This window comes from Bradyrhizobium genosp. SA-3 (assembly GCF_004212635.1).
Classification (GTDB): Bacteria; Pseudomonadota; Alphaproteobacteria; order Rhizobiales; family Xanthobacteraceae; genus Bradyrhizobium.
In genome coordinates this window covers 40,418-64,223 of record NZ_PSRT01000020.1, presented here as the reverse complement: position 1 = coordinate 64,223, position 23,806 = coordinate 40,418, and the positions used below count along the sequence as shown (strand labels likewise).

Sequence of the window (23,806 nt, the reverse complement as noted above, 5' to 3'; positions counted from 1 at the left end):
ACGCGCATGACCGATGCTCTCTCCATTGCCCGCGATCTCATCCGCTGCCCCTCGGTAACCCCGGCCGACGCCGGTGCGCTCGGGGTGCTTGAAAAAGCCCTCAGCGCCGCCGGCTTCATCTGTCACCGCGTGACGTTCAGCGAACCCGGCACCGCCGACGTCGACAATCTCTATGCGCGGATCGGCAGCGAGGGACCGCACATCACCTTTGCCGGACACACCGACGTGGTGCCGCCGGGCGACGAGAGCGCCTGGAGCGTCGGCGCGTTCTCGGGCGAGGTGAAGGACGGTTTCCTGCACGGCCGCGGCGCGGTCGACATGAAGGGCGGCATCGCCTGCTCGGTGGCGGCGGTGCTGGAGCATCTCGCCGCCAATGGCGGCAAGCCGCGCGATGACGGCCAAAGATCGGGCTCGGGCTCGATCTCGTTCCTGATCACCGGCGATGAGGAAGACGTCTCCATCAACGGCACGATCAAGCTGCTGAAATGGGCCGCCGAGCGCGGCGAAAAGTTCGACCATTGCGTGCTGGGCGAGCCATCCAATGTCGAGACGCTCGGCGACACCATCAAGGTCGGCCGTCGCGGCTCGCAATCGGGCACGCTCTATGTCGACGGCGTGCAGGGCCACGTCGCCTATCCGCATCGCGCCTCCAACCCGGTGCCTGATATCGCGCGGCTGATCGTGGCGATCTCCGACGAGCCGCTCGACCATGGCAGCGCCCAGTTCCAGGCCTCCAATCTCGAGTTCACCTCGGTCGACGTCGGCAACAAGGCCAGCAACGTCATCCCCGGCGAGGCCCGCGCGAAATTCAACATCCGCTACAACGACAACCACACCCAGGCGAGCCTGCGCGAATTGGTCGAGACGCGCCTCGCAAAGGCCTGCGGCAACCGCGTCCGCGCCCGCATCGTCTGGGAGCCCTCGAACTCCAACGTGTTCGTGACCAAGCCCGGCCCGTTCACCGATCTCGCGGTCTCCGCGATCGAGGAGGTGACGGGCCGCAAGCCGGAGCTGTCGACGAGCGGGGGTACGTCGGATGCGCGGTTCATCTCCAGCTACTGCCCGGTGATCGAGTTCGGCCTGGTCGGGCAGACTATGCACCAGATCGACGAGCGGGTGCCGGTGACGGATTTGGAGAAGCTGACCAAGGTGTATCGCGGGATTTTGGCGCGGTATTTTGGGTGAGGCGCTGGCTCCTCATTCTCCGCCGTCATGCCCCGGCTTGTCCCGGGCATCCACGTTCTTCGGCGCCTCCAGCAAGAAAGATCGTGGATGGCCGGGACAAGCCCGGCCATGACGATGTGGCGAGAACCGGGGCACGCCTTACTGGACGATCGTGTCGTAGAGATCCTTCCATTCAGGATTATCCCTGAGGATCAACCTGACTTCCAAGTCCGTGACCAGTGCTTGATGTTGTGCTCGCGCTGGATGGCGGTTTGGATATCCTCGTAGCGTTCGAAATGGACGAGTAGCTTGATACCGTACTTTTTGGTGAAGCCAGGCACGAGTCCATTTCGATGCTCGTAGACACGACGAATAATATCGCTCGTCACGCCGACGTACAAAATGCCATTTGGAGCGCTCGCCAGGATGTAGACCCACCCACCATGCATGGTTGCATGTTGGCGCACGTGGATGGCCGGGGCAAGCCCGGCCATGACGCCCGAGGTGGCATCAGGCGCTAGTAATCCACCTTCACCAGATACAATCCCTCCGGCGGCGCAACGATGCCGCACGCCGCACGGTTGCGGGCAGCTAGGGCTGCGGAGAGATCATCCGCGCTCCAGCGTCCCTCGCCGACCCAGACCAGCGAGCCCACCATCGAGCGCACCTGGCTATGCAGGAACGAGCGCGCCGTGGTGAGAATCGTGATCTCGCGGCCATCGCGCGCGACGTCGAGCTGGTCGAGCGTCTTCTCCGGTGATTTGGCCTGGCACTCGGTATCGCGGAACGTCGTGAAATCGTGCTTGCCGAGCAGGCGTTGTGCCGCCGCATGCATCGCATCGGCGTCGAGCCGGCGCGGCACGCGCCAGGCGTGGCCGACGTCGAGGGTAAGATTGGCGCGGGTGTTGATGATGCGGTAGCGGTAATGGCGCTTGATGGCCGAGAAGCGCGCCTCGAAGGTCTCGGGGACGATCTCGGCCTCGAGCACCGCGACCGGATGCGGGCGCAGATGCGCGTTGAGCCCGTCGCGAAAACGATCCGGCGCAAATTGCTTTGCGATGTCGACATGCGCGACCTGGCCGAGCGCGTGCACGCCGGCATCGGTGCGGCCGGCACCATGCACCCGCGCGTCCGCGCCGGTCATCGCCTTGACGGCAGCTTCCAGCGCGCCCTGCACCGAGGGCAGCGTCTCCTGCACCTGCCAGCCGCAGAACGGCGCGCCGTCATATTCGATGGTGAGCTTGTAGCGGGGCATCTCAATCCGGGTGGTGTCATCATCCGCGAAGGCGGATGATCCAGTACTCTGAGACAGCTCCGTTCGACCGAGACGCCTCGGCGTACTGGATACCCCGCCTTCGCGGCGTATGATAGCGTCAGCTGAACTTCGATCCCGCCTTCAGCGGCACGCCACGCAAAAAGTCAGCGGCCTGCATCCTCGCCTTGCCTTCGCGCTGGAGCTCGATGATGCGGATGGCACCCTCGCCGCAGGCGATGGTAAGGTGGCCGTCGAGCACCTCGCCGGGCGCAGCTGAGCCGTTCGCCAATTCACATCGCAGGATTTTGACGCGCGCATTCTCGCTGACGTCCGCGAGCTCGGCCCAGGCGCCGGGGAACGGCGACAGTCCGTGGATGTGGCGCAGCACCGCGCGTGCGGGTTTCGTCCAATCGATCCGCGCCTCGGCCTTATCGATCTTGGCGGCATAGGTGACGCCGTCCTCGCTCTGCTTTTTGAGCTGGAGCCCGCCGCGTCCGAGCGCCGCCATGGCGCGCACCATCAAATCGGCACCTAACCGGGACAGGCGATCGTGCAGATCGAGCGCGGTCATGCTGTCGGTGATCGCGAGGCGTTCCGCCATGGCGACGTCGCCGGTGTCGAGGCCGACGTCCATCTTCATCACCATCACGCCGCTCTCGGCATCGCCTGCCATGATGGCGCGGTTGATGGGGGCGGCGCCGCGCCAGCGCGGCAACAGCGAAGCGTGCAGATTGTAGCAACCGAGTTTTGGCGCATCGAGGATGGCCTGCGGCAGGATCATGCCATAGGCGACGACGACCGCGGCATCGGCATCGAAGGCGCGAAATTCGTCGAGCGCCTCCGGCGCCTTCAACGTCTTCGGCGTCAGCACGGGAACGCCGAGCTTTCGCGCAGCTTCTTCAACCGGCGTGGGCTGCAATTGCAGACCGCGGCGGCCGCCGGGCTTCGGCGCGCGGGTGTAGACCGCCGCGATCTCGTGGCCATGCGCGACCAGCTCGAGCAGCGTCGGCACGGAGAAATCGGGCGTGCCCATGAAGATCAGGCGAAGGGGCATGTGGCAGCGTTCGGTGAGAGTTCTGGTTCTCCGTCATGCCCGGGCCTGTCCCGGGCATCCACGGACTTGGCGATAAAGCAAGCAAGGCGTGGATGGCCGGGTCAAGCCCGGCCATGACGACGTGAGGGAGAGACCTACTCCCCCGCGCGCTTGGCGGCCTTCTCGAACTTCTTCATCACGCGGTCGCGCTTGAGCTTCGACAGATAGTCGACGAACAAGACGCCGTTGAGATGATCGATCTCGTGCTGGATGCAGGTGGCGTAGAGGCCTTCGGCATCCTCCTCGTGCACCTTGCCGTCGAGGTCGGTGAAGCGCACGCGCACCTTCGCGGGACGCTCGACCTCCTCGTAATATTCGGGGATCGACAGGCAGCCTTCCTCGTACACCGAAAGTTCCTCCGAGGAGGAGAGAATCTCCGGGTTGATGAAGACGCGCGGCTCGTGCTTGGTCTCGCCGTTCTCGTCGCGTTTGGCGAGGTCCATGGTGATCAGCCGCAGCGGCTGCGCGACCTGGATCGCCGCGAGGCCGATGCCGGGCGCGTCGTACATGGTCTCGAACATGTCGTCGGCAAGCTTGCGGATCTCCGGCGTGACCTTCTCGATCGGCTTGGAGATCAGACGCAGCTGCTTGTCGGGCAGGATGATGATTTCTCTGAGGGCCATGGCGGCGATTTAAGCTGCGCGCCGGATGCGGTCAATCCGGCGAGGAACCTCGTTAACCCGCCGCTAACCATAAAACTTCAGGCTTCGTTAACCATAAAAATTAGTGGGTCGTTAACCACCGACGTTCCCTCTTCGTTCGCGCATGCCGGCGAATCGGGTAGAAAGGGACGCATGAACGAGATCATTGTCATGCTGGGCGACTGGCCGGTGCGCACGATCGATGCGCTGATCGGCTTCGGCGCCCTGGTCCTCATCCTGCTGGTGGTGATTGCCGTCGTGATCGCGCGCTCCGGGCGGCGCGGCGCGGAACTCGCGATGGCGCATGCGATCCGGGCCGACGAGCTCGAGGAGCGCCTGAGCGAGGTGCTGCGGGCCCAGAGCGAGGCTTCGGGCCGGGTCGACGCCATGACCCAGGCGCTGGCCGGCCGCCAGACCGAGATGGCGCGGGCGGTCAACGAGCGGCTGGATTCGGTGACGCATCGCGTCGGCCAGTCCATGGAACATTCGACCCGCAACACCATGGAGAGCCTGCGCGCGCTGCACGAGCGGCTCGGCATCATCGACAGCGCGCACAAGAACCTCACCGACCTCACCACGCAGGTCACGACCCTGCGCGACGTGCTCGCCAACAAGCAATCGCGCGGCGCCTTCGGCCAGGCGCGGATGGAGGCGATCGTCCAGGACGGGCTGCCGAAGGGGTCGTACGAGTTCCAGTTCACGCTCTCGACCGGCAAGCGCCCCGATTGCGTCGTGTTCCTGCCCGACCAGCGCCCGCTCTGCATCGATGCGAAATTTCCGCTGGAGGCGATGACCGCGCTGCACGACGCCCGCACCGACGAGGAGCGGCGCCTCGCCACGCAGCGGCTGCGCGGCGATGTGATGAAGCACGTCAGCGACATCGCCGAAAAATATCTCGTCACCGGCGAGACCCAGGAAATGGCGCTGATGTTCGTGCCGTCGGAATCGGTCTACGCCGAGATCCATGACGGCTTCGACGACGTGATCCAGAAGGCCTATCGCGCCCGCGTCGTGCTGGTGTCGCCCTCGCTGCTGATGCTCGCGATCCAAGTCATGCAGCAGATCATGAAGGACGCGCGCATGCGCGATGCCGCCGACCAGATCCGAACCGAGGTGATCAAGCTCGGCGACGATTTGGGCCGCCTGCGCGACCGCGTGCTGAAGCTGCAAAAGCATTTTGCCGACGTCAACGAGGACGTGCGGCAGGTGCTGATCTCCGCCGACAAGATCGAGAAACGCGCCGGGCGAATCGAGGAGCTCGATTTCAGCAAGGCGGATGCGCCCGAAGGCCCACATTTGGTGGCCACCGGTGCGCCGGAGCTGTTTCCGAGGAAGCTCCAGGCGGGGGAGTGACTTGAGGCACACTGTCATGGCCCGCGCAGGCGGGGCATCCAGTACGCCGCGGCAGTCATTGTTGAGTCGAAACGCTGCGGAGTACTGGATCGTCCGCCCCAGTGCGCAATTGCGCACAAGGCGGACGATGACACCGAGGGAAGCCGTGAGGGCTTCCGTCTAACCGGCTAGCAGAGTCTTTTCTCCCAGAATCTGCTAACACCTCCCCATGACCGCACCCGACGCGACCTCCTCCGCCGGCGCTCCCGCCGCCTCCTGGCGTGACAGCCTTGCCGTGTACCTGCAACCGCGGGTGCTGATCGTGCTGTTCCTCGGCTTCTCCTCCGGCCTGCCGCTGGCGTTGTCGGGCTCGACGTTGCTGGTGTGGATGCGGGAGGTCGGTGTCGATCTCAAGACCATCGGGCTGTTTGCGCTGGTCGGCACGCCCTACACGCTGAAATTTTTGTGGGCGCCACTGGTGGATGCGATGCATGTGCCGCTGTTCACCCGCGCCTTCGGGCGCCGGCGCGGCTGGCTTTTGTTCTCGCAGCTGCTGCTGATCATCGCCATCCTGCTGCTGGCGATGACCGATCCCGCGCGCTCGCCGTTCTACGTCGCGGTCGGCGCGCTGCTGGTCGCGACCACGTCCTCGACCCAGGACATCGTGGTCGATGCCTTCCGCGTCGAGAGCCTCCCGGAGAGCGAGCAGGCGGCCGGCATGGCCGCTTATGTCGCCGCCTATCGCATCGGCATGCTGGTCTCGACCGCGGGCGCGCTGTTCATCGTCTCCGGCTTCGAGGGCACCGGCATTACGCGACACTCGGCCTGGATGTGGGGCTATGTGGTGATGGCCGCGATGGTGCTGATCGGGACGGTCACGGCGCTCGTCGCAACCGAGCCCGAGCAATCGACAAAGGCAGAAGCGGCGACGCACGCAGAGCCGGCCTTCCATCGCGTGGTTCAGGCCGCGATCGGCGCCTTCGCCGAATTCCTCTCCCGCAAGGACGCGCTCGCCGCGCTGGCTTTCGTGGTGCTGTTCAAGTTCACCGATGCTTTCTCCGGCACGATGACGGCGCCGTTCGTGATCGACCTCGGCTTCTCGCGCAACGATTATGCTGCGATCGTGAAGGGCGTCGGGCTCGCCGCGACGCTGATCGGCGGCTTTGCCGGCGGTTTTGTCGCGCGGCGTTATTCGCTGGCGACCAGCCTCTGGATCGGTGGCGTCGTACAGGCGCTCGCCAACCTTTCGTTCTCCTGGCTGGCGTTCGTCGGCACCAGCCAATGGGCGCTCGCCTTCGCCATCACGGCCGAGAACTTCACCAGCGCCATCGGCACCGTGATCTTCGTCGCCTATCTCTCCGCCCTGTGCAGGAACCCGCTGCACACGGCGACGCAATACGCGTTGCTCACCGCGCTTGCCGCGGTGGGACGAACGTATCTGTCATCAGGTGCCGGCTTCGTGGCTGATACGACCGGCTGGGCGCTGTTCTTCGTGATCTGCGTGCTGGTGGCGATCCCGAGCCTGGTGCTGCTGGCCTGGCTGCAGAAGCGCGGGCATTTCGAGACGTTGGGGCCGGTGCGGGTTTGACACCGCGAGCGCCACGCCCGCGATGCCGTAGGGTGGGCAAAGCGAAGCGTGCCCACCAACCTTCAGCGCGATCGACGAAAGATGGTGGGCACGGCGCTTTGCGCCTTTGCCCACCCTACGGCACCTCGCCTTCGTCATTGCGAGCCAACGGGTCCGCGCGAAGCGCGGCCCGATGACAGGCTCCGCGAAGCAATCCAGACTGCCGCTGCGGAGACAGTCTGGATTGCTTCGTCGCACCAGCGCAAAATTGCTTCGCAATTTTGTCGCGGGCTCCTCGCAATGACGACGGAGAAGGCGTCGCGGCCGCCCCCTACTGCTTTTTGATCAAACTCCACTTCGTGATCACGGCCTCGCTCATCTGACCGGCATCGCTGGCGCAGGCGATCTCGTCGACCTTGACCGAGATCTCCTTGCCGACGAACGATTTCAGCTGCGCGGCCTGCGCATCGCTGGAGGTGACGAGCTGGAAGGTTTCGGGGCCGGTCTCGAGGTTGCACAGCCCGTTCGGCGGCGGCAGGCGGCGCGGCTCGGAGGTGATCTGATAAGTCGCGACGCGCTTGCCGTTCTTGGCATCGCGCACTTTCATCGCATTCAGTTCGCCGGAGAGCACGTCGCCGGTGTTGATCGGCTTGCCGGGCTTGGACGGCGGCGGCGTCTCGTCGCCCTGCTGCGCGGAGATGGCCGGGCTCACCAGCACCATCATCGTCGCGACCAAAGCCAATCGTGTGGCGAAAAGTTTCGTCATGTCGTCCGTTCCATAAAGTCTGGATGGCTAGAACAGGGTGCGCTGCCGCATCGCAGCCGATAGCGTACCTTCATCGAGATAATCAAGCTCGCCGCCGACAGGCACGCCATGGGCGAGCCGCGTCACCTTCACATTGGCGTCCTGAAGCAGGTCGGTGATGTAATGCGCGGTGGTCTGGCCGTCCACCGTCGCATTCAGCGCCAGGATGATCTCCTGCACCTGCGAATCATGCGCGCGCGCCACCAGCGCGTCGATGGTGAGGTCCTGCGGGCCGACGCCGTCGAGCGGCGACAATGTCGCGCCGAGCACGTGATAGCGCCCCTGGGTGGCATTGGCGCGCTCCAGCGCCCAGAGGTCGGCGACGTCGGCGACGACGACGATGATGGAGGGATCGCGCTTCGGATCGGTGCAGACGGTGCAGGGATTTTGCGTGTCGATGTTGCCGCAGGTCTTGCACACCTCGACCTTGTCGAGCGCGACCTGCAATGCCGAGGACAACGGCATCATCAGCGCCTCGCGCTTCTTGATCAGATGCAGCGCCGCGCGTCGCGCCGAGCGCGGGCCGAGGCCCGGCAGCCGCGCGAGCAGCTGGACCAGCCGCTCGATTTCAGGTCCTGCAACGGCGCCCATCTTACTGGCCGAACAACCCCGGCGGCAGGCCGAGCCCGCCGGTGAGGGCCTGCATCTTCTCCTGCATCGCAGTCTCCGCCTTGCGGCGGGCATCACCGAAGGCGGTGACGAGCAGGTCTTCCAGCACCTCGCGCTCTTCCGCCTTCATCAGCGAGGGATCGATCTTGATGCCCTTTACGTCCATCTTTGCGGTCATGCGCACGGTGACGAGGCCGCCGCCGGAGATGCCTTCGACCTCGACGTTGGCAAGCTGGTCCTGCATCTCCTGCATCTTGGATTGCAGCTGTGCCGCCTGCTTCATCATGCCGAGAAAATCAGCCATAGCTCGCGTGTCCTTGAAAGAGACTAAGGCGCTATGAATCATCATCGCGCCTTAGCATAGTGTTTGCGCATGATCTTATCGGAAAACCGCTTCGCACTTTTCGCTACGCGGCCCTTCGGGTCCGGATCATGCGCTAGAGATCGTCGCCATCGGAACCCTCTAGCGGATCGTCACTACCATAGTCCGAATTAATATTGGTTTCCGGCGTCTCGGGGGCAAGCCTGCGGACCTCGACGACCTTCGCACCGGGGAAACGCGACAGCACCTCCTGCACGCGCGGGTCGGCCTCGGCGGTGCGCGCATGCTCCTGCTTCGCGGCCTGGTTCACCGAGCGCAGCGTCGGCTGGCCCTGCTCGTTGGAGACGATCACGGTCCAGCGGCGCCCGGTCCACAGCTCGAATTTCTTCGCGAGCTCGGAGATCATGGTCTTGGAAGCGTTGGGCTCGAGCGCGACTTCCAGCCGGCCCTCCTCGAAACGGACGAGGCGCATGTCGCCTTCAAGCGCGCCCTTGGTCAGGAGGTCGCGCTTCTGCCCCGCCAGCGCGACGAGCTGGGTGAAGCTGGTGACGCGTAGCAGCGGCGCTGCGCCTTGCGGATCGGGCGCGGGCGCCGCCATCTGCGGCCGGGCAGCGCCACCGCCGAACGAGGACGGCGAGGATGTCGGCATGCGAACCGGGGCCACGGAAGCGACCGGCGCCGAAGGCGCGCTGCGCGCGGCACTGCCGCCGCTCACGACCGGCGAGCCGCCGCCGTTCTGCTCCAGCATCCGGATCGCTTCGTCGGGCGTCGGCAGGTCGGCGACATAGGCGATGCGCACCAGCACCATTTCGGCGGCCGCGGCGGGACGCGTCGCGGCCTGCACCTCGGTGATGCCCTTGAGCAGCATCTGCCACATCCGCGACAGCACGCGCATCGAGATCTTCGAGGCGAAGTCTCGCGCGCGGACCCGCTCGGTCTCGCCATAGGCGACGTTGTCGGCGGTCGCCGGAACGATCTTCACACGGGTGACGAAATTGACGAATTCGGCGAGGTCCGAGAGCACGACGATAGGATCGGCGCCGACGTCGTACTGGTCGCGGAACTCCTTGAAAGCGGCCGCGATGTCGCCGCGCGCCAGCGAATCGAAGAGATCGATGACGCGGGTGCGATCAGCGAGGCCCAGCATCTGCCTGACGGCATCGGCCTTCACCTGCCCCGCCGCATGCGCGATCGCCTGGTCGAGCAGCGACAGCGAATCGCGCACCGAGCCTTCGGCGGCACGCGCGATGATGCCGAGCGCCTCCGGCTCGATCTCGACGCTCTCCTTCGCCGCGATGTTGGCGAGGTGCTTCATCAGCACATCGGCCTCGACCCGGCGCAGGTCAAAGCGCTGGCAGCGCGACAGCACCGTGACTGGAACCTTACGAATCTCCGTCGTGGCGAACACGAACTTGGCGTGCTCCGGCGGCTCCTCCAGCGTCTTCAGGAAGGCGTTGAACGCCGCCGTCGACAGCATGTGGACTTCGTCGATGATGTAGACCTTGTAGCGGGCGCTGGCGGGGGCATAACGCACGCTGTCGTTGATCTGGCGGACGTCGTCGACGCCGGTATGCGACGCCGCGTCCATCTCCAGCACGTCCATGTGCCGGCTTTCCATGATCGCCTGGCAGTGCACCCCCAGCGCCGGCATATGGATGGTCGGGCCCTTCACCGAACCATCCGGCACCTCATAGTTGAGCGCACGTGCTAGGATACGCGCAGTGGTGGTCTTGCCGACCCCGCGGACGCCGGTGAGGATCCAGGCCTGCGGGATGCGCCCGGTCTCGAACGCGTTGGAGACGGTGCGGACCACGGCCTCCTGGCCGATCAGATCATCGAAAGAGGAAGGGCGGTATTTGCGCGCCAGCACCCGGTAGGGCGTGCCCGGCTCGGCGCCGAGTGCGAAGCCAGCCTGGCTGACGCTGTCGGGATTGGGAGGGGCGCCAGCGTCGGTCATCGGTCGATCCGCAATGAAATCTCTCTCGGCCGGCTTTTGCGGAAAGGAGCGCGCCAGCGGCAGGCCCGCCGGCGCAATTCGCTCGGAAAAACAGGTAGGAGACTGACGAGCGACCCGATCCAGACCTCGTTAGGGCTGCTTCCTTCCGGACCTGACCCGGTTGGCGAGTGGCTCGTCCACCGCCAATCTCCCGGTCCCTATTTGGGGCCAAAGGGAGCGGAAAGCAAGCGGGTATCGGCTTGAACCGGTTGAGTTTGCCCAGCATCCGGGCAATCCCCGATCTGCCCAGCCGATAGGCTGTGCTTTCGCTGCTGGGACCACCTTGCTAAGAACGCTTGGCGGAACTCCATCCAACCAGAAAAATCCAACCAGAAAAGCGATTTCCCAATGGTTACACGTCGTGATGTTGCATCGATTGTCGGACTTGGCGCCATTGGTGCAGCGGCCGCGGGGGCACTGGCCTCCCCGGCCGTGGCCCAGGCGGCAGATCCGAACGAATCGACCTTCGCCCGCATCCGCCGGACCAAGAAGATGCGGATCGGCGCGGTCGGCGGCGGCGCGCCCTACTACATGAAGGACCTCGCCTCCGGCCAGTGGAAGGGTTTTTACATCGACATCGCCAAGGGGCTGGCCGACGACATGGAGGCCGAGCTCGAGATCACCGAAACCACCTGGGGCAATTCGGTGCTCGATCTGCAGGCCAACAAGATCGATATCTTTTTCGGCCTCAATCCGACCCCGAAGCGCGCGCTGGTGGTGGACTTCTCGGTGCCGGTCTTCAACAACGCCTTCGCCATCCTCTGCAAGAAGGACTTCAAGCCGAAAAGCTGGGCCGAGCTGAACTCGCCCGACATCAAGATCGCGGTCGACCAGGGCTCCTCGCACGACCAGGTCGTCAGCCGCCTGACGCCGAAGGCGCAGATCACGCGGCTGAAGACCGCGGACGATGCCACCGCCGCACTCCAGACCGGCCGCGTCGACGCGCAGTGCCTGATCACCATGCTGTCGCTGACCGTACTGAAGAAGAACCCCTCGCTCGGCCAGCTCGTGCTGCCGACACCGATCTTCGCCACCACGTCCAATGCCGGCTTCCGCCGCGAGACCGACAAGACCTGGCGCGATTACGTCAACACCTGGATCGACTTCAACAAAGGCCTCGGCTTCATCCGCAACGCGATCATCACCAACATGGAGCTGGTGGGCGTGACCGAGGCGGACATTCCGCCGGGCGTGTCGCTGTAGGGTATGATTGGGCGCCGCTGCATCGGCGATCTCGCTGCCCCCCTCTCCCGCTTGCGGGAGAGGGCTGGGGAGAGGGTGTCTCGGCTGACAGGATTCCCCTAGAGGAAAGAACCCTCACCCGTGCCGCATCTTCGATGCGACACGACCTCTCCCGCAAGCGGGAGAGGTGAAGCAAGAAAGCACGCATGTATCAGTGGGACTTCGGCATCCTCTGGGGCTATCGCTGGCTCTTTCTCAACGGGCTCGGCGTCACCGTCGGCTTCACCGTGGTCATCGTCGTCTGCGGGCTGCTGTTCGGCCTGCTTGGTGCGTTCGGCAGCCTGTCGCGCTTCAGGGCGCTGCGTCTTGCCGCGCTCGCCTTCATCGAGGCGTTCCGCTGCACGCCGATCCTGGTCCAGCTGATCTGGTTCTATTACGCGCTGCCGATCCTCGCCGGCGTCGAGATGACGCCGATCACCGCCTCGGCGCTGGCGCTCTCGCTCTATGGCGGCTCGTTCTATTCGGAGATCATCCGCGGCGGCATCGTCTCGATCGACAGCGGCCAGTCCGAAGCCGGCGCCGCGCTCGGCATGACGCCGATCCAGAGCATGCGCCGCATCGTGCTGCCGCAGGCGATCAAGCGCATGATCCCGGCGCTGATGAACCAGTCGATCATCCAGTTCAAGAACACCTCGCTGGTCTCGGTGCTGGCCGTGCCCGACCTCGTCTATCAGAGCCAGGTCGCCGCCCATGACAGCTACCGGCCGCTGGAAACCTACACCGCCGTCGCGGTCGCCTATGCGGCGATCCTGATTCCCCTGACCATCCTCGTCCGGCGTGGCGAGAAGCGATTGGCGGTGAGTGAATGAGCGAGACGCCCAATAACACCTCAAAAATCGAAATCCGCGGCCTGCGCAAGAGCTTTGGCAGCAACGAGGTCCTGAAGAACATCAATCTCGATGTCGCCAAGGGCGGCGTGGTCGCGCTGATCGGCCCGTCCGGCTCCGGCAAATCGACGCTGCTCCGCTGCATCAATCTCCTGGTCGTGCCCGACGGCGGCAGCGTCCGCGTCGGGGACACTCGCTTTTCATTTGGCGACGGTTCGAAGCTGCCCGACGTGACGACGCTGGCAAGATTCCGCGCCACCACCGGCATGGTGTTCCAGCACTTTAATCTGTTCCCGCACATGACCACGCTCCAGAACGTGATGGAGGGGCCGGTTACGGTGCGGCGGATGGCCAAGGCGGACGCCGAGAAACTCGCGCGTGCGCAGCTCGCCAAGGTCGGGCTTGCAGAGAAGGCCGATCAATATCCGGCGACGCTCTCCGGCGGGCAGAAGCAGCGCGTCGCGATTGCACGTGCGCTCGCGATGGAGCCTGACGTCATGCTGTTCGACGAGGCCACCTCGGCACTCGATCCTGAACTCGTCGGCGAGGTCTTGAGCGTGATGCAGCGGCTGGCATCGGAAGGCATGACCATGGTGATCGTGACCCATGAAATCGCCTTTGCCCGCGAGGTCGCCGACCGCCTCATCTTCATGCGCGACGGCATCGTGGTCGAGGAGGGCCCGGCGCGGCAGGTGATCGACAATCCCAAGGAAAGCGCGACGCGCGCCTTCCTCAGCCATTTCCACCGCACCGGCGCACTGCCGCCGGCCAACGCGACACCATGATGCCTGATATCGAACGCGTCTATCTCGTCACCGGTGCCGCCAGCGGCATCGGCCGCGCCACCGCAAAGCTGCTCGCCGCGCCTGGTGTTGGGCTCGTTCTGCACACACGCGCGAATGCAGAAGGCCTCGACGCCACCGCGGCGGACGCCGAAGCGAAGGGCGCTGTCAACGCAAAGTGTCTCGGCGATCTTGCCGAGGAGGCCGCGGCCACCGATGCCGTCGCCGCCGCGCAAGCCGCCTTTGGCCGGCTCGATGGATTGATCCTGGTCGGTGGCCACGCCCGCCGCGGCAGCGCGATCGGCACGCCCGCGGATCAATTTCGACAGGCGATGGACGAATCCGCGCTGGCGTTCACGCGAATGGTCGAGGCCGCGCTGCCGTTGCTGCGTGCAGGACGAGGCGCACGGATCGTGGCAGTCTCCTCATTCGTCGCGCATGCGATCCGGCCCGAGTTCGCGCCGTTCGCCGCGACCGCCGCAAGCCGCTCGGCGCTGGAAGCGCTGGTGCGGCTGACTGCGATCGAGCTCGCGAAAGATGGCATCACCGTCAACGCGGTGGCGCCGGGCCTCATCGTCAAGGACAAGCCGAGCGAGAGCCGGCTGTCGCCCGAGCAGATCGCTGCGACCGAGGCGCTGATCCCGATGCGCCGCCGCGGGCGGCCGGAGGAAGTCGCCGAGATCATCGCCTTCCTGGCATCACCGAAGGCGTCCTACGTCACCGGCCAGGTCTGGCACGTCAATGGAGGCCTGACATGACCGAAGCGACCATCGAACGTCTCAGGCTGTTCCTGATCGAGAGCCCGATCAAGATGGCGCGCCTGCAGGGCGTCGGCAACGTCAAGGGCACGGTGAAGCGCGTGCTGATCGAGCTCACCTCCAGTGACGGCGTGATCGGCTGGGGCGAGGCAGCGCCGTGGGAGGTGTTTACGGGAACGCCGGAAGCGGCGTACTCGGCGCTCGACATTTACTTAAGGCCGATCGTGCTCGGCAAGCCGGTGCGCCGTATCCGCGCGCTGATGGCGGAGCTCGACCGTGCGCTGGTCGGACATGCCGAGGCCAAGGTCGCCATCGAGATGGCGCTGCTCGACATCGTCGGCAAGTCGTCCGGCTTGTCGGTCGCCGACCTCCTCGGCGGCCGCGTGCGTGACACCATCCCGCTCTCTTTCTCGATCGCCGATCCGGATTTCGCCGCCGATCTCGAACGCATGCGATACATGGTGCCGGACGGCAATTTCATCTACAAGGTCAAGACCGGCGTGAAGCCGCATCGCGAGGACCTCGACCACCTCGCGGCGATCCGGAAAGAATTCGGCGGCAAGGTCGATTTGCGCGTCGACTACAACCAGGCCCTGGCGCCGTTCGGCGCTATCAAGATTTTGCGCGATGTCGAAGAGTTTGCGCCGACCTTCATCGAGCAACCGGTGCCGCGCAAATATCTGGACGTGATGGCACAGCTCACCGCGGCGCTGGAAACGCCGGTGCTGGCCGACGAAAGCTGTTTCGATCGCCGCGACATGATGGAGGTGGTGCGCCGCGAGGCAGCCGACGCCGTGTCGATCAAGCTGATGAAGGCCGGCGGCCTGTTCGAGGCGCAGGCGATCATGGCAATCGCCGACATCGCCGGCCTGCCCGGCTATGGCGGCACGCTGTGGGAGGGCGGCATTGGGCTCGCCGCCGGCACGCAGCTGATCGCGGCGACGCCGGGCATCTCGCTCGGCTGCGAGTTCTACATGCCGCATCACGTGCTGACCGAGGACGTGCTGGAGGAGCGCATCGCCAACCGCGCCGGCCATGTCGTGGTGCCCGACGGCCCCGGCCTTGGGATTCATGTGAGCGAGGCGTCGATCCGCGCCAATGCGCGGGTGATTGCGGAGGCGTAGGAAGACGCCACAAATTCGCTGTCGTCCCGGCGAAGGCCGGGACCCATACCGCGAGATCTATCGATAGGCGCAGTTGGTCGCACCGCGGGACGACTCTTTACTGCCGGCTTTCGCCAAACTTCTTCCTGTGGTTATGGGTCCCGGCCTTCGCCGGGACGACAACGGTGCATGAGGCCCCTGCGGAGCCCCAACCTTTCCCTCGCTAACCGCGTATCGTATGGTCGGCCCCAACACGCCCGCCCCCCGGCTATCCGGAAACACATATGCCCGAACCCGCCTGGTCGCTGCACTCCCGCCTGAAAGAGGACACCATCGACATCGGCGATTTGCCGCTGTCGAAGGTGCTGGTCATCAAGGACGCGCATTATCCCTGGCTACTGCTGGTGCCGCGGCGGCCTGACGCGGTCGAGATCATCGATCTCGACGAGGTGCAGCAGGCGCAGCTGATGACCGAGATCTCCCGCGTCTCGCGCGCGCTGAAGGACATCACCAAATGCGACAAGCTCAACATCGCCGCGCTCGGCAACCTCGTGCCGCAGCTTCACGTTCACGTCATCGCGCGCCGGACCAGTGATGCGGCCTGGCCGCGGCCGGTGTGGGGCGTGATGCCGCCGCTGGCGCACGACGCCACTGAAGTGCAGAATTTCATCAGCGCGCTCCGCCGCAAGATCTGGTTGGGTTGAAAGAATAATAATGTCAGCATTCAACGCGTTTCCGCTGGGACAGCCGGCCTTCGTCACCAACGTCCTCGACCGCGCCGCGCATCTGCGCCGCGACGACGAGAAGCTGTTCGCGATGGAGCAGAAACCGTCATCGCGCGCCTATGTCGTCTATCGCGACTCGCTTCTGGTGAAGCGCGAGGGCGAGAGGGTTCGGGCGCTGCTGGGAATCGACGAGGCGCTGAAATGCGGCGCCAATCCCGGCACGGTCTTCTTGGGGCTGCGCGATGGCGCGGCGATGTTCGGCATGGGAATGTCGCAGGCGGCGGCCGAGAAGCTGGTCGGCCGCGACGACTACACCGTGACCGAGCTGCGCGGCATGGCGATGCAGGGTGCAGTCCCGCCGCAGGAGCTGTCGGCGATCGCGATGGCGAAATCGATGGTGGGCTGGCATCAGCGCCACGGCTATTGCGCCAATTGCGGCGCACGCACCAGCATGAAGGAAGGCGGCTGGAAGCGCGACTGTCCCGCCTGCAAGGCCGAGCATTTTCCGCGCACGGATCCCGTCGTGATCATGCTGGTCGCCTCCGGCGACAAGTGCCTGCTCGGCCGCCAGAAGCAATTTCCGCCCGGCATGTATTCCTGCCTCGCCGGCTTCGTCGAGGCGGCCGAGACCATCGAAGACGCGGTGCGCCGCGAGATCCTGGAAGAGTCCGGGATCCGCTGCACCGACGTGCAGTATTACATGACCCAGCCCTGGCCCTATCCGTCGTCGCTGATGATCGGCTGCAGCGCGCGGGCGCTGAACGAGGACATCGTCGTCGATCGCATGGAGCTGGAAGACGCGCGCTGGTTCACGCGCGAGGAGGCCGCCTTGATGCTGACGCGGACGCATCCGGACGGGCTCGCCGGCCCGCATCCGTTCGCGATCGCCCATCATCTGCTCGGCCGCTGGGTGCACGACAAGAGCGGCGCTTGAGCTGAGAGCGCCGATGACCGCAACGGGACTCGCGCCGCGCATCCTCTGCATCGGCATTCCCGTGCGCGACCTCACCTTTCGCGTCGAGGCCGTGCCCGAACGCGGCAGCAAGGCCAACGCGAGCCACCTTGCGGAGATCTGCGGCGGCAACGCACTCAATGCCGCGATCGCCATCGCCCGCCTCGGCGGCCGCGTCGCGTTCGCCGGACCGATGGGCGATGCCGGCGAGACGTCGAGCAGCTTCATTCTCGAACGGATGGCGCAGGAGGGCATCGAAACCACGCACATCGTACGCATGCCAGGTCTGACAACGCCGGTCTCGGCGATCATGATCGAGCCCTCCGGCGAGCGGACCCTCACCATCTATCGTGATCCGGCCTTATGGACCGTAAAGTTGCCGGACGCGGACGAATTGCTCACCGATTGCCGCGTGGTCCTCGTCGAAAGCCGCAGTGCTTCGTTCGCGACCTCGCTCTGCACTGAGGCGCGCCGGCGCGGCATTCCCGTCATCGTCGGCGTCGACCGCGCGATGTCGTTGCAGGACGGCCTGCTCACGACAGCCTCGCATTTGCTGTTCGCCAGCGAACAGGTGCAGGAGACCGCCGGCATCGCCGACGACGGCGAGGCCTTGAAGCGCCTGGCCGGGCTGACGCCGGCCTTCCTCGCCGCCACCCGCGGTCCCCTCGGCACGATCTGGCTGAACGAAGTGGGCGAGCTGGAGCAGACACCAGCCTTCCCGATCCAGGCGGTCGATACGCTCGGCGCCGGTGACGTCTTCCATGGCGCCTTCACACTTCGCCTCGCCGAGGGCGAAGGGGCGCGGGAGGCGCTGCAATTCGCCGCGGCCGCCGCGGCGCTGAAATGCACTCGCCATGGCGGTGGCCTAGCCGCACCACAACGCGTTGAAGTTGAAGAGTTTTTGAGCGAGCAGGCGGCGGCGATGCCGGGCCGGGCGCCAACATTATAGACTTGCTATAGAATGATTTTCTCTATATCAGGGAAATCTGCCCCTGAAATGGAACAAAGTTCTTCAAATGACCGACCTTGCCGTCCAGATTCCCGAGACCAGCCGCCGCCTCGATGCCATCGACCGCAAGATCCTGATGGTCCTCCAGGAGGATGCCTCCCTCTCCGTCGCCGAGATCGGCGATCGCGTCGGCCTGTCCTCGACCCCCTGCTGGAAGCGCATCCAGCGGCTGGAGGCCGATGGCGTGATCATCAAGCGCGTCGCCCTCGTCGACCAGAACAAGATCGGGCTCGGCATCTCCGTGTTCGTCTCGGTGGAGAGCTCCGACCATTCCGACGCCTGGCTGAAGCGGTTCGCCGAAGCCGTCAGCGCCATGCCGGAGGTGATGGAGTTCTATCGCATGGCCGGCGACGTCGACTACATGCTGCGCGTCGTGGTGGCGGACATGCAGGCCTATGACGTGTTCTACAAGAAGCTGATCAGCGCCGTGCCACTGAAGAACGTCACCTCGCGCTTCGCGATGGAGAAGATCAAGTCGGTCACCGCGCTGCCGATCCCGGCGGTGGTGGCGGCTTAGGTCGCGCCACACAGACGCTGTCATCGCCCGGCTTGACCGGGCGATCCAGTAGTCCAGAGAGAAGGCGATTGGATACGGAGAAGCTGCGGCGTACTGGATGCCCCGGCCAAGCCGGGGCATGACAGCGGAGATTTACGGCGCGTGTTGTGCTCCCCTGACGCCCCTTAGATCTTCTGATTGTACTCGCCGACCTCGGGATGGGTGCGCAGCACGCTGTTCACCATCTCAAACATGTCGTGCATGCGCTGCTCCGAGACCGGGCTCTCGACCACGACGACGAGCTCGGGCTTGTTGGAGGAGGCGCGCATCAGGCCCCAGCTGCCGTCTTCGACCGTGACGCGCACGCCGTTGACGGTGACGAGATCGCGGATCGATTGGCCGCCGATCTTGGCGCCCTTCGCCTGCAAGCCTTCGAAGTGCTTCACCACCTTGTCGATGACGCCGTATTTGACCTCGTCGGCACAGTGCGGCGACATGGTCGGCGACGACCAGGTCTTCGGCAGCGCGTTCTTCAGGTCGGCCATCGACTTGCCGGGCGCGCGGTCGAGCATGTCGCAGATCGCGATCGCCGAGACCAGGCCGTCGTCATAGCCGCGGCCGAACGGCTTGTTGAAGAAGAAGTGACCCGACTTCTCGAAGCCCGCCAGCGCGCCCATCTCGTTGGTGCGGCGCTTCATGTAGGAATGACCGGTCTTCCAATAGGCGACCTTCGCGCCCTGCTTCTGCAGCACGGGATCAGTGACGAACAGGCCGGTCGACTTCACGTCGACGACGAACTGCGCCTCCTTGTGGATCGCCGACATGTCGCGCGCCAGCATCACGCCGACCTTGTCGGCAAAGATCTCCTCGCCGGTGTTGTCGACGACGCCGCAGCGGTCGCCGTCGCCGTCGAAGCCGAGACCGACATCGGCCTTGTGGTGCAGTACCGCGTCGCGGATCGCGTGCAGCATCTCCATGTCCTCGGGGTTCGGATTGTATTTCGGGAAGGTGTGATCGAGCTCGGTATCGAGCGGGATCACCTCGCAGCCGATCGCCTCCAGCACCTGCGGCGCGAACGCGCCGGCGGTGCCGTTGCCGCAGGCAGCGACGACCTTCAGCTTGCGCGTCAGCTTCGGACGAGAGGTGAGGTCGGCGATGTAACGCGCCGGATAATTCTCGTGGAATTGATAGGAGCCGCCGGCCTTATTCTTGAACTCGGCATTGAGCACGATCTCTTTCAGCCGCGTCATCTCGTCGGGACCGAAGGTCAGCGGGCGGTTGGCGCCCATCTTCACGCCGGTCCAGCCATTGTCGTTATGCGAGGCCGTCACCATGGCGACGCAGGGCACGTCGAGATCGAACTGCGCGAAATAGGCCATCGGCGTCACCGCAAGCCCGATGTCGTGCACCTTGCAGCCGCCGGCCATCAGGCCGGAGATCAGCGCGTATTTGATCGAGGCCGAATAGCCGCGGAAATCGTGGCCAGTGACGATCTCCTGCTTGACGCCGAGCTCGGCGATCAACGCGCCCAGCCCCATGCCGAGCGCCTGCACACCCATCAGGTTGATTTCCTTTTGGAACAACCAGCGCGCGTCATACTCGCGAAAGCCCGTCGGCTTCACCATCGGCTCGGATTCGAAAGCATAGGTGTTGGGCAACAATACGGATTTCGGCTTCGGGAACATTGAGACAGTCTCGTGAAAAGGGGGGCAGGATTTGCTGCAGCCTTAGCGAATGCCGGGCCGCAGCGGAAGGCGGGAATGAAGGCTTATGGCCGATAATTGCGGCAGTTTGGTAACGAAGAAACGTTACCGCGCGGGCGGCGAAAGCAAAGATATGTTCTTGAAATGGACGCTCGCGCGATTGCGCGGGCCGCGCCTACTGCTCGAGCACCATCTGGCCGTTGGCGTATTCGAAGCGCTTCAGGCGGGACAGGAAGGAGAGGCCGAGCAGGTTCTCCGACAGCGCGGCGTCCGGCAGCACCATGGCATCGACGTCACGCACGACGAGGCCGCCGACCTCCAGCATGGCGATGCGGGTGCGCGCGGCCTTGATGGTGCCGTTGGCGGTCGAGACGGTGGCGTTGTACTCGCTGCGCGAAGGACGCAGGCCAAAGCGTGCGGCCGAGGTCTCGTTAAGCGCAACGACGGAGGCGCCGGTGTCGACCATGAAGCCGATACGCTGGCCCTCGATCCGGCCCTCGGCCTGGAAATGACCGCGACCGTCGCGGGAAATGGCCAGGCTGCGGCCGCCGGCGGGCGCGGTGGAGGCGACTGCCACCGTCGTGCGCGGCACCGAGGTGGCGGAGGCGGAGCTCATCTTGTCCGCCATCTGGGCCATGAAGGTGCCGAGACCGATCATGACGGCCGCGAAGATCACTATGTTACGCATCACACCACTTCCGAGCCGAAAGCTCGATTTCACCACGCGGCGCGCCTGTCCGCGAGCGAAGGCACGCCGGGGCTCGTGTCATTTTGCCGAAAAGGATGAGCGGACGGTTAATGCGGTCGCTTGAACCTCTCCCCGCAAGAGCGAGGCGAGGGAGTCACGTCCCGCGCGGCTTTGCCCGCCGGGTCGGCAGCGCACTGGCGGGATCGTCCGGCCAGGGATGGCGCGGATAGCGGCCGCGCAGGTCTGAGCGTACCGCGCTGTAGCTGCCGCGCCAGAAGCCGGGGAGATCGCGCGTCACCTGCACCGGGCGCTGCGCCGGCGACAGCAATTCCAGCACCAGCGGCACCTTGCCGGCAGCAATCGACGGATGGGTGTTGAGGCCGAACAATTCCTGCAGCCGCACCGCGATGGTTGGCCCCTGCTCGGCTTCGTAGTCGATCGCCAGCATGGTGCCGGTTGGCGCCTCGAAATGCGTCGGCGCCTCGCGGTCGAGGCGCGCGCGCATCTCCCACGGCAGCAGCGCCATCAGCGCATCGGAGAGATCGCCGGCGGAGATGTCCTTCAGCGCGATCTTGTCGTAGAGCGCGGGCACCAGCCAGTCGTCGCGGCGCGCGATTAGTCCGTCATCGGAGAGATCCGGCCAGCTGTCGCCCTCGGCCTTGCGCAGGAACATCACGCGGTCGCGCCACTGCTTGGCCGCCTTCGACCAGGGCAGCCGGTCGAGGCCCGCGGCGATCAGGCCATCCGCGAAGATGCGCGCCGTTTCCTCCGAGGGCGACACGGCAAGCGTCGCCTCGGAGAGCGTGATCGCATGCAGCGCGCGCTTGCGCCGCGCCCGCAATGCCATGGCACCACGATCGAACGAGATCTCGTCGGCACTCTCGATATGCTCGGCGAAATGCCGCTCGATCTCGTCCTGCGTAATTTGCGCGGCGAGCAGGATGCGTCCGCTCGCCGCCGTTCCCGTCATTTCGCCGATCGCGATGTAGGGCGCGCGGGCGAGCGAGGAGGTCTGCTCGACGGACGCGCCGCGGCCATTGGCCAGCACGAAACTGCCATTGCCGCGGTTGCGCGCGACGCGGTCCGGGAACGCATAGGCGAGCATCAGGCCGGTGGAGAGATCCTCCTGCTGCCCCGCCGTCTCCGAGGCCGCCACCTGCGAGGCCCAGCGCCGCGCCAGGTCGCGCGCGCTCACCGCGCGCGGCGAGCGATCGCGGCGAAACTGGTCGCGCCTGTGCTCGAGATCGACGCTGTCGCCGCCGAGCCCACGCTCGGTGATGATCGCCGCGATCTCGGCCGCGGCCTCGCCGCTGCCTGCACGATGCGAATCCACGATCATGCGCGCCAGCCGCGGCGGCAGCGCCAGCGCGCGCAGGCTTTTGCCCTCCGCGGTGATGCGGCCGTCGCCATCGACGGCGTTGAGCTCGGTGAGCAGGCTCTTGGCTTCCTTCCAGGCCGGCTGCGGCGGCGGATCGAGGAACGACAGCGCCGCGGGATCGGTGACGCCCCATTGCGCGAGATCGAGCACCAGCGACGACAGATCGGCGCTGAGGATTTCCGGCTGGGTGTAAGGCGCGAGTGAGGCCGTCTGTGGCTCGTCCCAGAGCCGGTAGCAGACACCAGGCTCGGTGCGGCCGGCGCGGCCGCGGCGCTGGTCCACCGCCGCGCGCGAGGCGCGCACGGTCTCAAGCCGGGTCAGCCCGATGTCGGGCTCGTAGCGCGGCACGCGGGCAAGACCGGAATCGACGACGATACGCACGCCTTCGATGGTGAGCGAGGTCTCGGCGATCGATGTCGCCAGCACCACCTTGCGTGTGCCCTTGGGCGCCGGCGCGATGGCGCGGTCCTGCACAGCGGCATCGAGCGCGCCGAACAGCGGCACGATCTCGATGGAAGCGTCGTGCACGCGTTCGCCCAGGAAGTTCTCGGTACGGCGGATCTCGGCGGCGCCGGGGAGGAACGCCAGCACCGAGCCGCTATCGGCGCGCAGCGCGGATGCGATGGCGTCGGCCATCTGCCGCTCCACCGGCGCGTCCGCCTTGCGGCCGAGATAGCGCGTCTCGACCGGAAAGGCGCGGCCCTCGCTCTCGACGACGGGCGCCTCGCCGAGCAATCTTGCCACGCGCGCGCCATCGAGCGTGGCCGACATCACGAGGATGCGGAGATCCTCGCGCAGGCCGGTTTGCGCATCGCGCGCCAAAGCGAGTCCAAGATCGGCATCGAGCGAGCGCTCGTGGAATTCGTCGAACAGGATCGCGGCGATGCCGGAGAGTTCGGGATCGTCGAGGATCTGGCGGGTGAAAATGCCCTCGGTCACCACTTCGATGCGCGTCGCGCGCGAGATCTTGGAGCCGAAGCGGACGCGATAGCCGACGGTTTCCCCGGCACGTTCCCCAAGCGATTTTGCCATGCGATCGGCACTGGCGCGCGCCGCGATGCGGCGCGGCTCCAGCACGATGATCTTCTGACCCTTGGCCCAGGGCGCATCCAGCAGCGCCAGCGGCACCCGCGTGGTCTTGCCCGCACCCGGCGGCGCCACCAGCACGGCCGCGTTGTGCGCTTCCAGCGTGCGCGACAAATCGTCGAGCACGGCATCGATCGGAAGGGGCGTGTCGAAGCTGCGGGGCAAGAAATCATCCCGTCGTCATGCCCGGGCTTGTCCCGGGCATCCACGTGGTCTGGCCAGCCTAGAAAACAGACGTGGATGGCCGGGACAAGCCCGGTCATGACGGATTTA

The 23,806-nt window shown here is 65.6% G+C and carries 22 protein-coding genes, 1 other RNA gene and 1 pseudogene; 12 read left to right on the top strand and 12 right to left on the bottom strand.

Going from position 1 to position 23,806, the window contains the following annotated elements; translation table 11 throughout:
* Positions 1-6 precede the first annotated feature (6 nt).
* Entirely contained in the window at positions 7-1,185 is a 1,179-nt protein-coding gene (gene dapE, locus CWO91_RS09265; RefSeq protein ID WP_130213194.1) for a succinyl-diaminopimelate desuccinylase, read from the top strand.
* Positions 1,186-1,323: 138 nt separating this feature from the next.
* Here dapE and CWO91_RS09260 read toward each other — a convergent pair.
* From CWO91_RS09260 to def, 4 genes and pseudogenes are all read right to left on the bottom strand, one after another.
* Positions 1,324-1,658, bottom strand: a pseudogene (locus tag CWO91_RS09260) (GIY-YIG nuclease family protein).
* A gap of 23 nt (positions 1,659-1,681) precedes the next feature.
* A complete protein-coding gene (truA, locus tag CWO91_RS09255) occupies positions 1,682-2,419 on the bottom strand; it encodes a tRNA pseudouridine(38-40) synthase TruA (RefSeq protein ID WP_130213193.1) in 738 nt (245 codons plus the stop codon).
* Between the two features lie 118 nt (positions 2,420-2,537).
* Entirely contained in the window at positions 2,538-3,473 is a 936-nt protein-coding gene (fmt, locus tag CWO91_RS09250; RefSeq protein ID WP_130213192.1) for a methionyl-tRNA formyltransferase, read from the bottom strand.
* Positions 3,474-3,607: 134 nt separating this feature from the next.
* Positions 3,608-4,135: a peptide deformylase gene (gene def, locus CWO91_RS09245; protein ID WP_091887295.1), complete on the bottom strand. Its 528-nt coding sequence runs from the start codon at positions 4,133-4,135 to the stop codon at positions 3,608-3,610.
* Positions 4,136-4,306: 171 nt separating this feature from the next.
* Between def and CWO91_RS09240 the strand changes: the two genes are divergently transcribed.
* Together CWO91_RS09240 and CWO91_RS09235 are read left to right on the top strand one after the other, a co-directional pair.
* Positions 4,307-5,506, top strand: a complete 1,200-nt coding sequence (locus tag CWO91_RS09240; protein ID WP_130213191.1) for a DNA recombination protein RmuC — start codon at positions 4,307-4,309, stop codon at positions 5,504-5,506.
* A 208-nt stretch (positions 5,507-5,714) separates the two neighbouring features.
* On the top strand, positions 5,715-7,073 hold the full coding sequence (locus CWO91_RS09235; RefSeq protein ID WP_130213190.1) for an AmpG family muropeptide MFS transporter: 1,359 nt from the start codon (positions 5,715-5,717) through the stop codon (positions 7,071-7,073).
* A gap of 310 nt (positions 7,074-7,383) precedes the next feature.
* On the opposite strand, the gene CWO91_RS09230 is transcribed toward CWO91_RS09235, so the two are convergent.
* The 5 genes from CWO91_RS09230 to ffs form a co-directional block, all read right to left on the bottom strand.
* Entirely contained in the window at positions 7,384-7,818 is a 435-nt protein-coding gene (locus tag CWO91_RS09230; RefSeq protein WP_130213189.1) for a hypothetical protein, read from the bottom strand.
* Between the two features lie 27 nt (positions 7,819-7,845).
* On the bottom strand, positions 7,846-8,448 hold the full coding sequence (recR, locus tag CWO91_RS09225; RefSeq protein ID WP_091887285.1) for a recombination mediator RecR: 603 nt from the start codon (positions 8,446-8,448) through the stop codon (positions 7,846-7,848).
* Between the two features lies 1 nt (position 8,449).
* Positions 8,450-8,770, bottom strand: a complete 321-nt coding sequence (locus CWO91_RS09220; protein ID WP_130213188.1) for a YbaB/EbfC family nucleoid-associated protein — start codon at positions 8,768-8,770, stop codon at positions 8,450-8,452.
* A 133-nt stretch (positions 8,771-8,903) separates the two neighbouring features.
* Complete coding sequence (locus CWO91_RS09215; protein WP_130213187.1) at positions 8,904-10,745, bottom strand: DNA polymerase III subunit gamma/tau; 1,842 nt, start codon at positions 10,743-10,745, stop codon at positions 8,904-8,906.
* Between the two features lie 94 nt (positions 10,746-10,839).
* Positions 10,840-10,936: signal recognition particle sRNA small type (gene ffs / locus CWO91_RS09210), an RNA gene on the bottom strand.
* A 196-nt stretch (positions 10,937-11,132) separates the two neighbouring features.
* Here ffs and CWO91_RS09205 point away from each other — a divergent pair.
* The 9 genes from CWO91_RS09205 to CWO91_RS09165 all read left to right on the top strand — a co-directional run bounded on the left by CWO91_RS09205 (position 11,133) and on the right by CWO91_RS09165 (position 18,699).
* Positions 11,133-11,987, top strand: a complete 855-nt coding sequence (locus tag CWO91_RS09205) for a transporter substrate-binding domain-containing protein (RefSeq protein WP_130213186.1) — start codon at positions 11,133-11,135, stop codon at positions 11,985-11,987.
* 185 nt (positions 11,988-12,172) lie between these two features.
* Complete coding sequence (locus CWO91_RS09200) at positions 12,173-12,835, top strand: amino acid ABC transporter permease (protein WP_130213185.1); 663 nt, start codon at positions 12,173-12,175, stop codon at positions 12,833-12,835.
* A complete protein-coding gene (locus CWO91_RS09195) occupies positions 12,832-13,638 on the top strand; it encodes an amino acid ABC transporter ATP-binding protein (RefSeq protein ID WP_130213184.1) in 807 nt (268 codons plus the stop codon). The genes CWO91_RS09200 and CWO91_RS09195 overlap by 4 nt, the downstream gene beginning before the upstream one ends.
* Positions 13,638-14,393, top strand: a complete 756-nt coding sequence (locus CWO91_RS09190; protein ID WP_130213183.1) for an SDR family NAD(P)-dependent oxidoreductase — start codon at positions 13,638-13,640, stop codon at positions 14,391-14,393. The genes CWO91_RS09195 and CWO91_RS09190 overlap by 1 nt, the downstream gene beginning before the upstream one ends.
* The gene (locus CWO91_RS09185) at positions 14,390-15,517 is read left to right on the top strand and encodes a muconate cycloisomerase family protein (protein ID WP_130213182.1); all 1,128 of its coding nucleotides are present in this window, start codon (positions 14,390-14,392) and stop codon (positions 15,515-15,517) included. The genes CWO91_RS09190 and CWO91_RS09185 overlap by 4 nt, the downstream gene beginning before the upstream one ends.
* Positions 15,518-15,780: 263 nt before the next feature.
* A complete protein-coding gene (locus CWO91_RS09180; protein WP_130213181.1) occupies positions 15,781-16,200 on the top strand; it encodes an HIT domain-containing protein in 420 nt (139 codons plus the stop codon).
* 10 nt (positions 16,201-16,210) lie between these two features.
* Positions 16,211-17,155: an NAD(+) diphosphatase gene (gene nudC / locus CWO91_RS09175; protein WP_130213180.1), complete on the top strand. Its 945-nt coding sequence runs from the start codon at positions 16,211-16,213 to the stop codon at positions 17,153-17,155.
* A gap of 13 nt (positions 17,156-17,168) precedes the next feature.
* Positions 17,169-18,122, top strand: a complete 954-nt coding sequence (locus tag CWO91_RS09170) for a sugar kinase (RefSeq protein ID WP_130213179.1) — start codon at positions 17,169-17,171, stop codon at positions 18,120-18,122.
* A 67-nt stretch (positions 18,123-18,189) separates the two neighbouring features.
* Positions 18,190-18,699 (top strand): Lrp/AsnC family transcriptional regulator, encoded by a 510-nt coding sequence (locus CWO91_RS09165; protein WP_008542650.1) that lies wholly within the window; start codon positions 18,190-18,192, stop codon positions 18,697-18,699.
* Between the two features lie 164 nt (positions 18,700-18,863).
* On the opposite strand, the gene CWO91_RS09160 is transcribed toward CWO91_RS09165, so the two are convergent.
* From CWO91_RS09160 to hrpB, 3 genes are all read right to left on the bottom strand, one after another.
* A complete protein-coding gene (locus tag CWO91_RS09160; RefSeq protein ID WP_130213178.1) occupies positions 18,864-20,363 on the bottom strand; it encodes a phosphomannomutase/phosphoglucomutase in 1,500 nt (499 codons plus the stop codon).
* 193 nt (positions 20,364-20,556) lie between these two features.
* On the bottom strand, positions 20,557-21,069 hold the full coding sequence (locus CWO91_RS09155) for a TIGR02281 family clan AA aspartic protease (protein ID WP_165405322.1): 513 nt from the start codon (positions 21,067-21,069) through the stop codon (positions 20,557-20,559).
* A gap of 154 nt (positions 21,070-21,223) precedes the next feature.
* Entirely contained in the window at positions 21,224-23,698 is a 2,475-nt protein-coding gene (hrpB, locus tag CWO91_RS09150) for an ATP-dependent helicase HrpB (protein ID WP_165405321.1), read from the bottom strand.
* Positions 23,699-23,806: the final 108 nt, after the last annotated feature.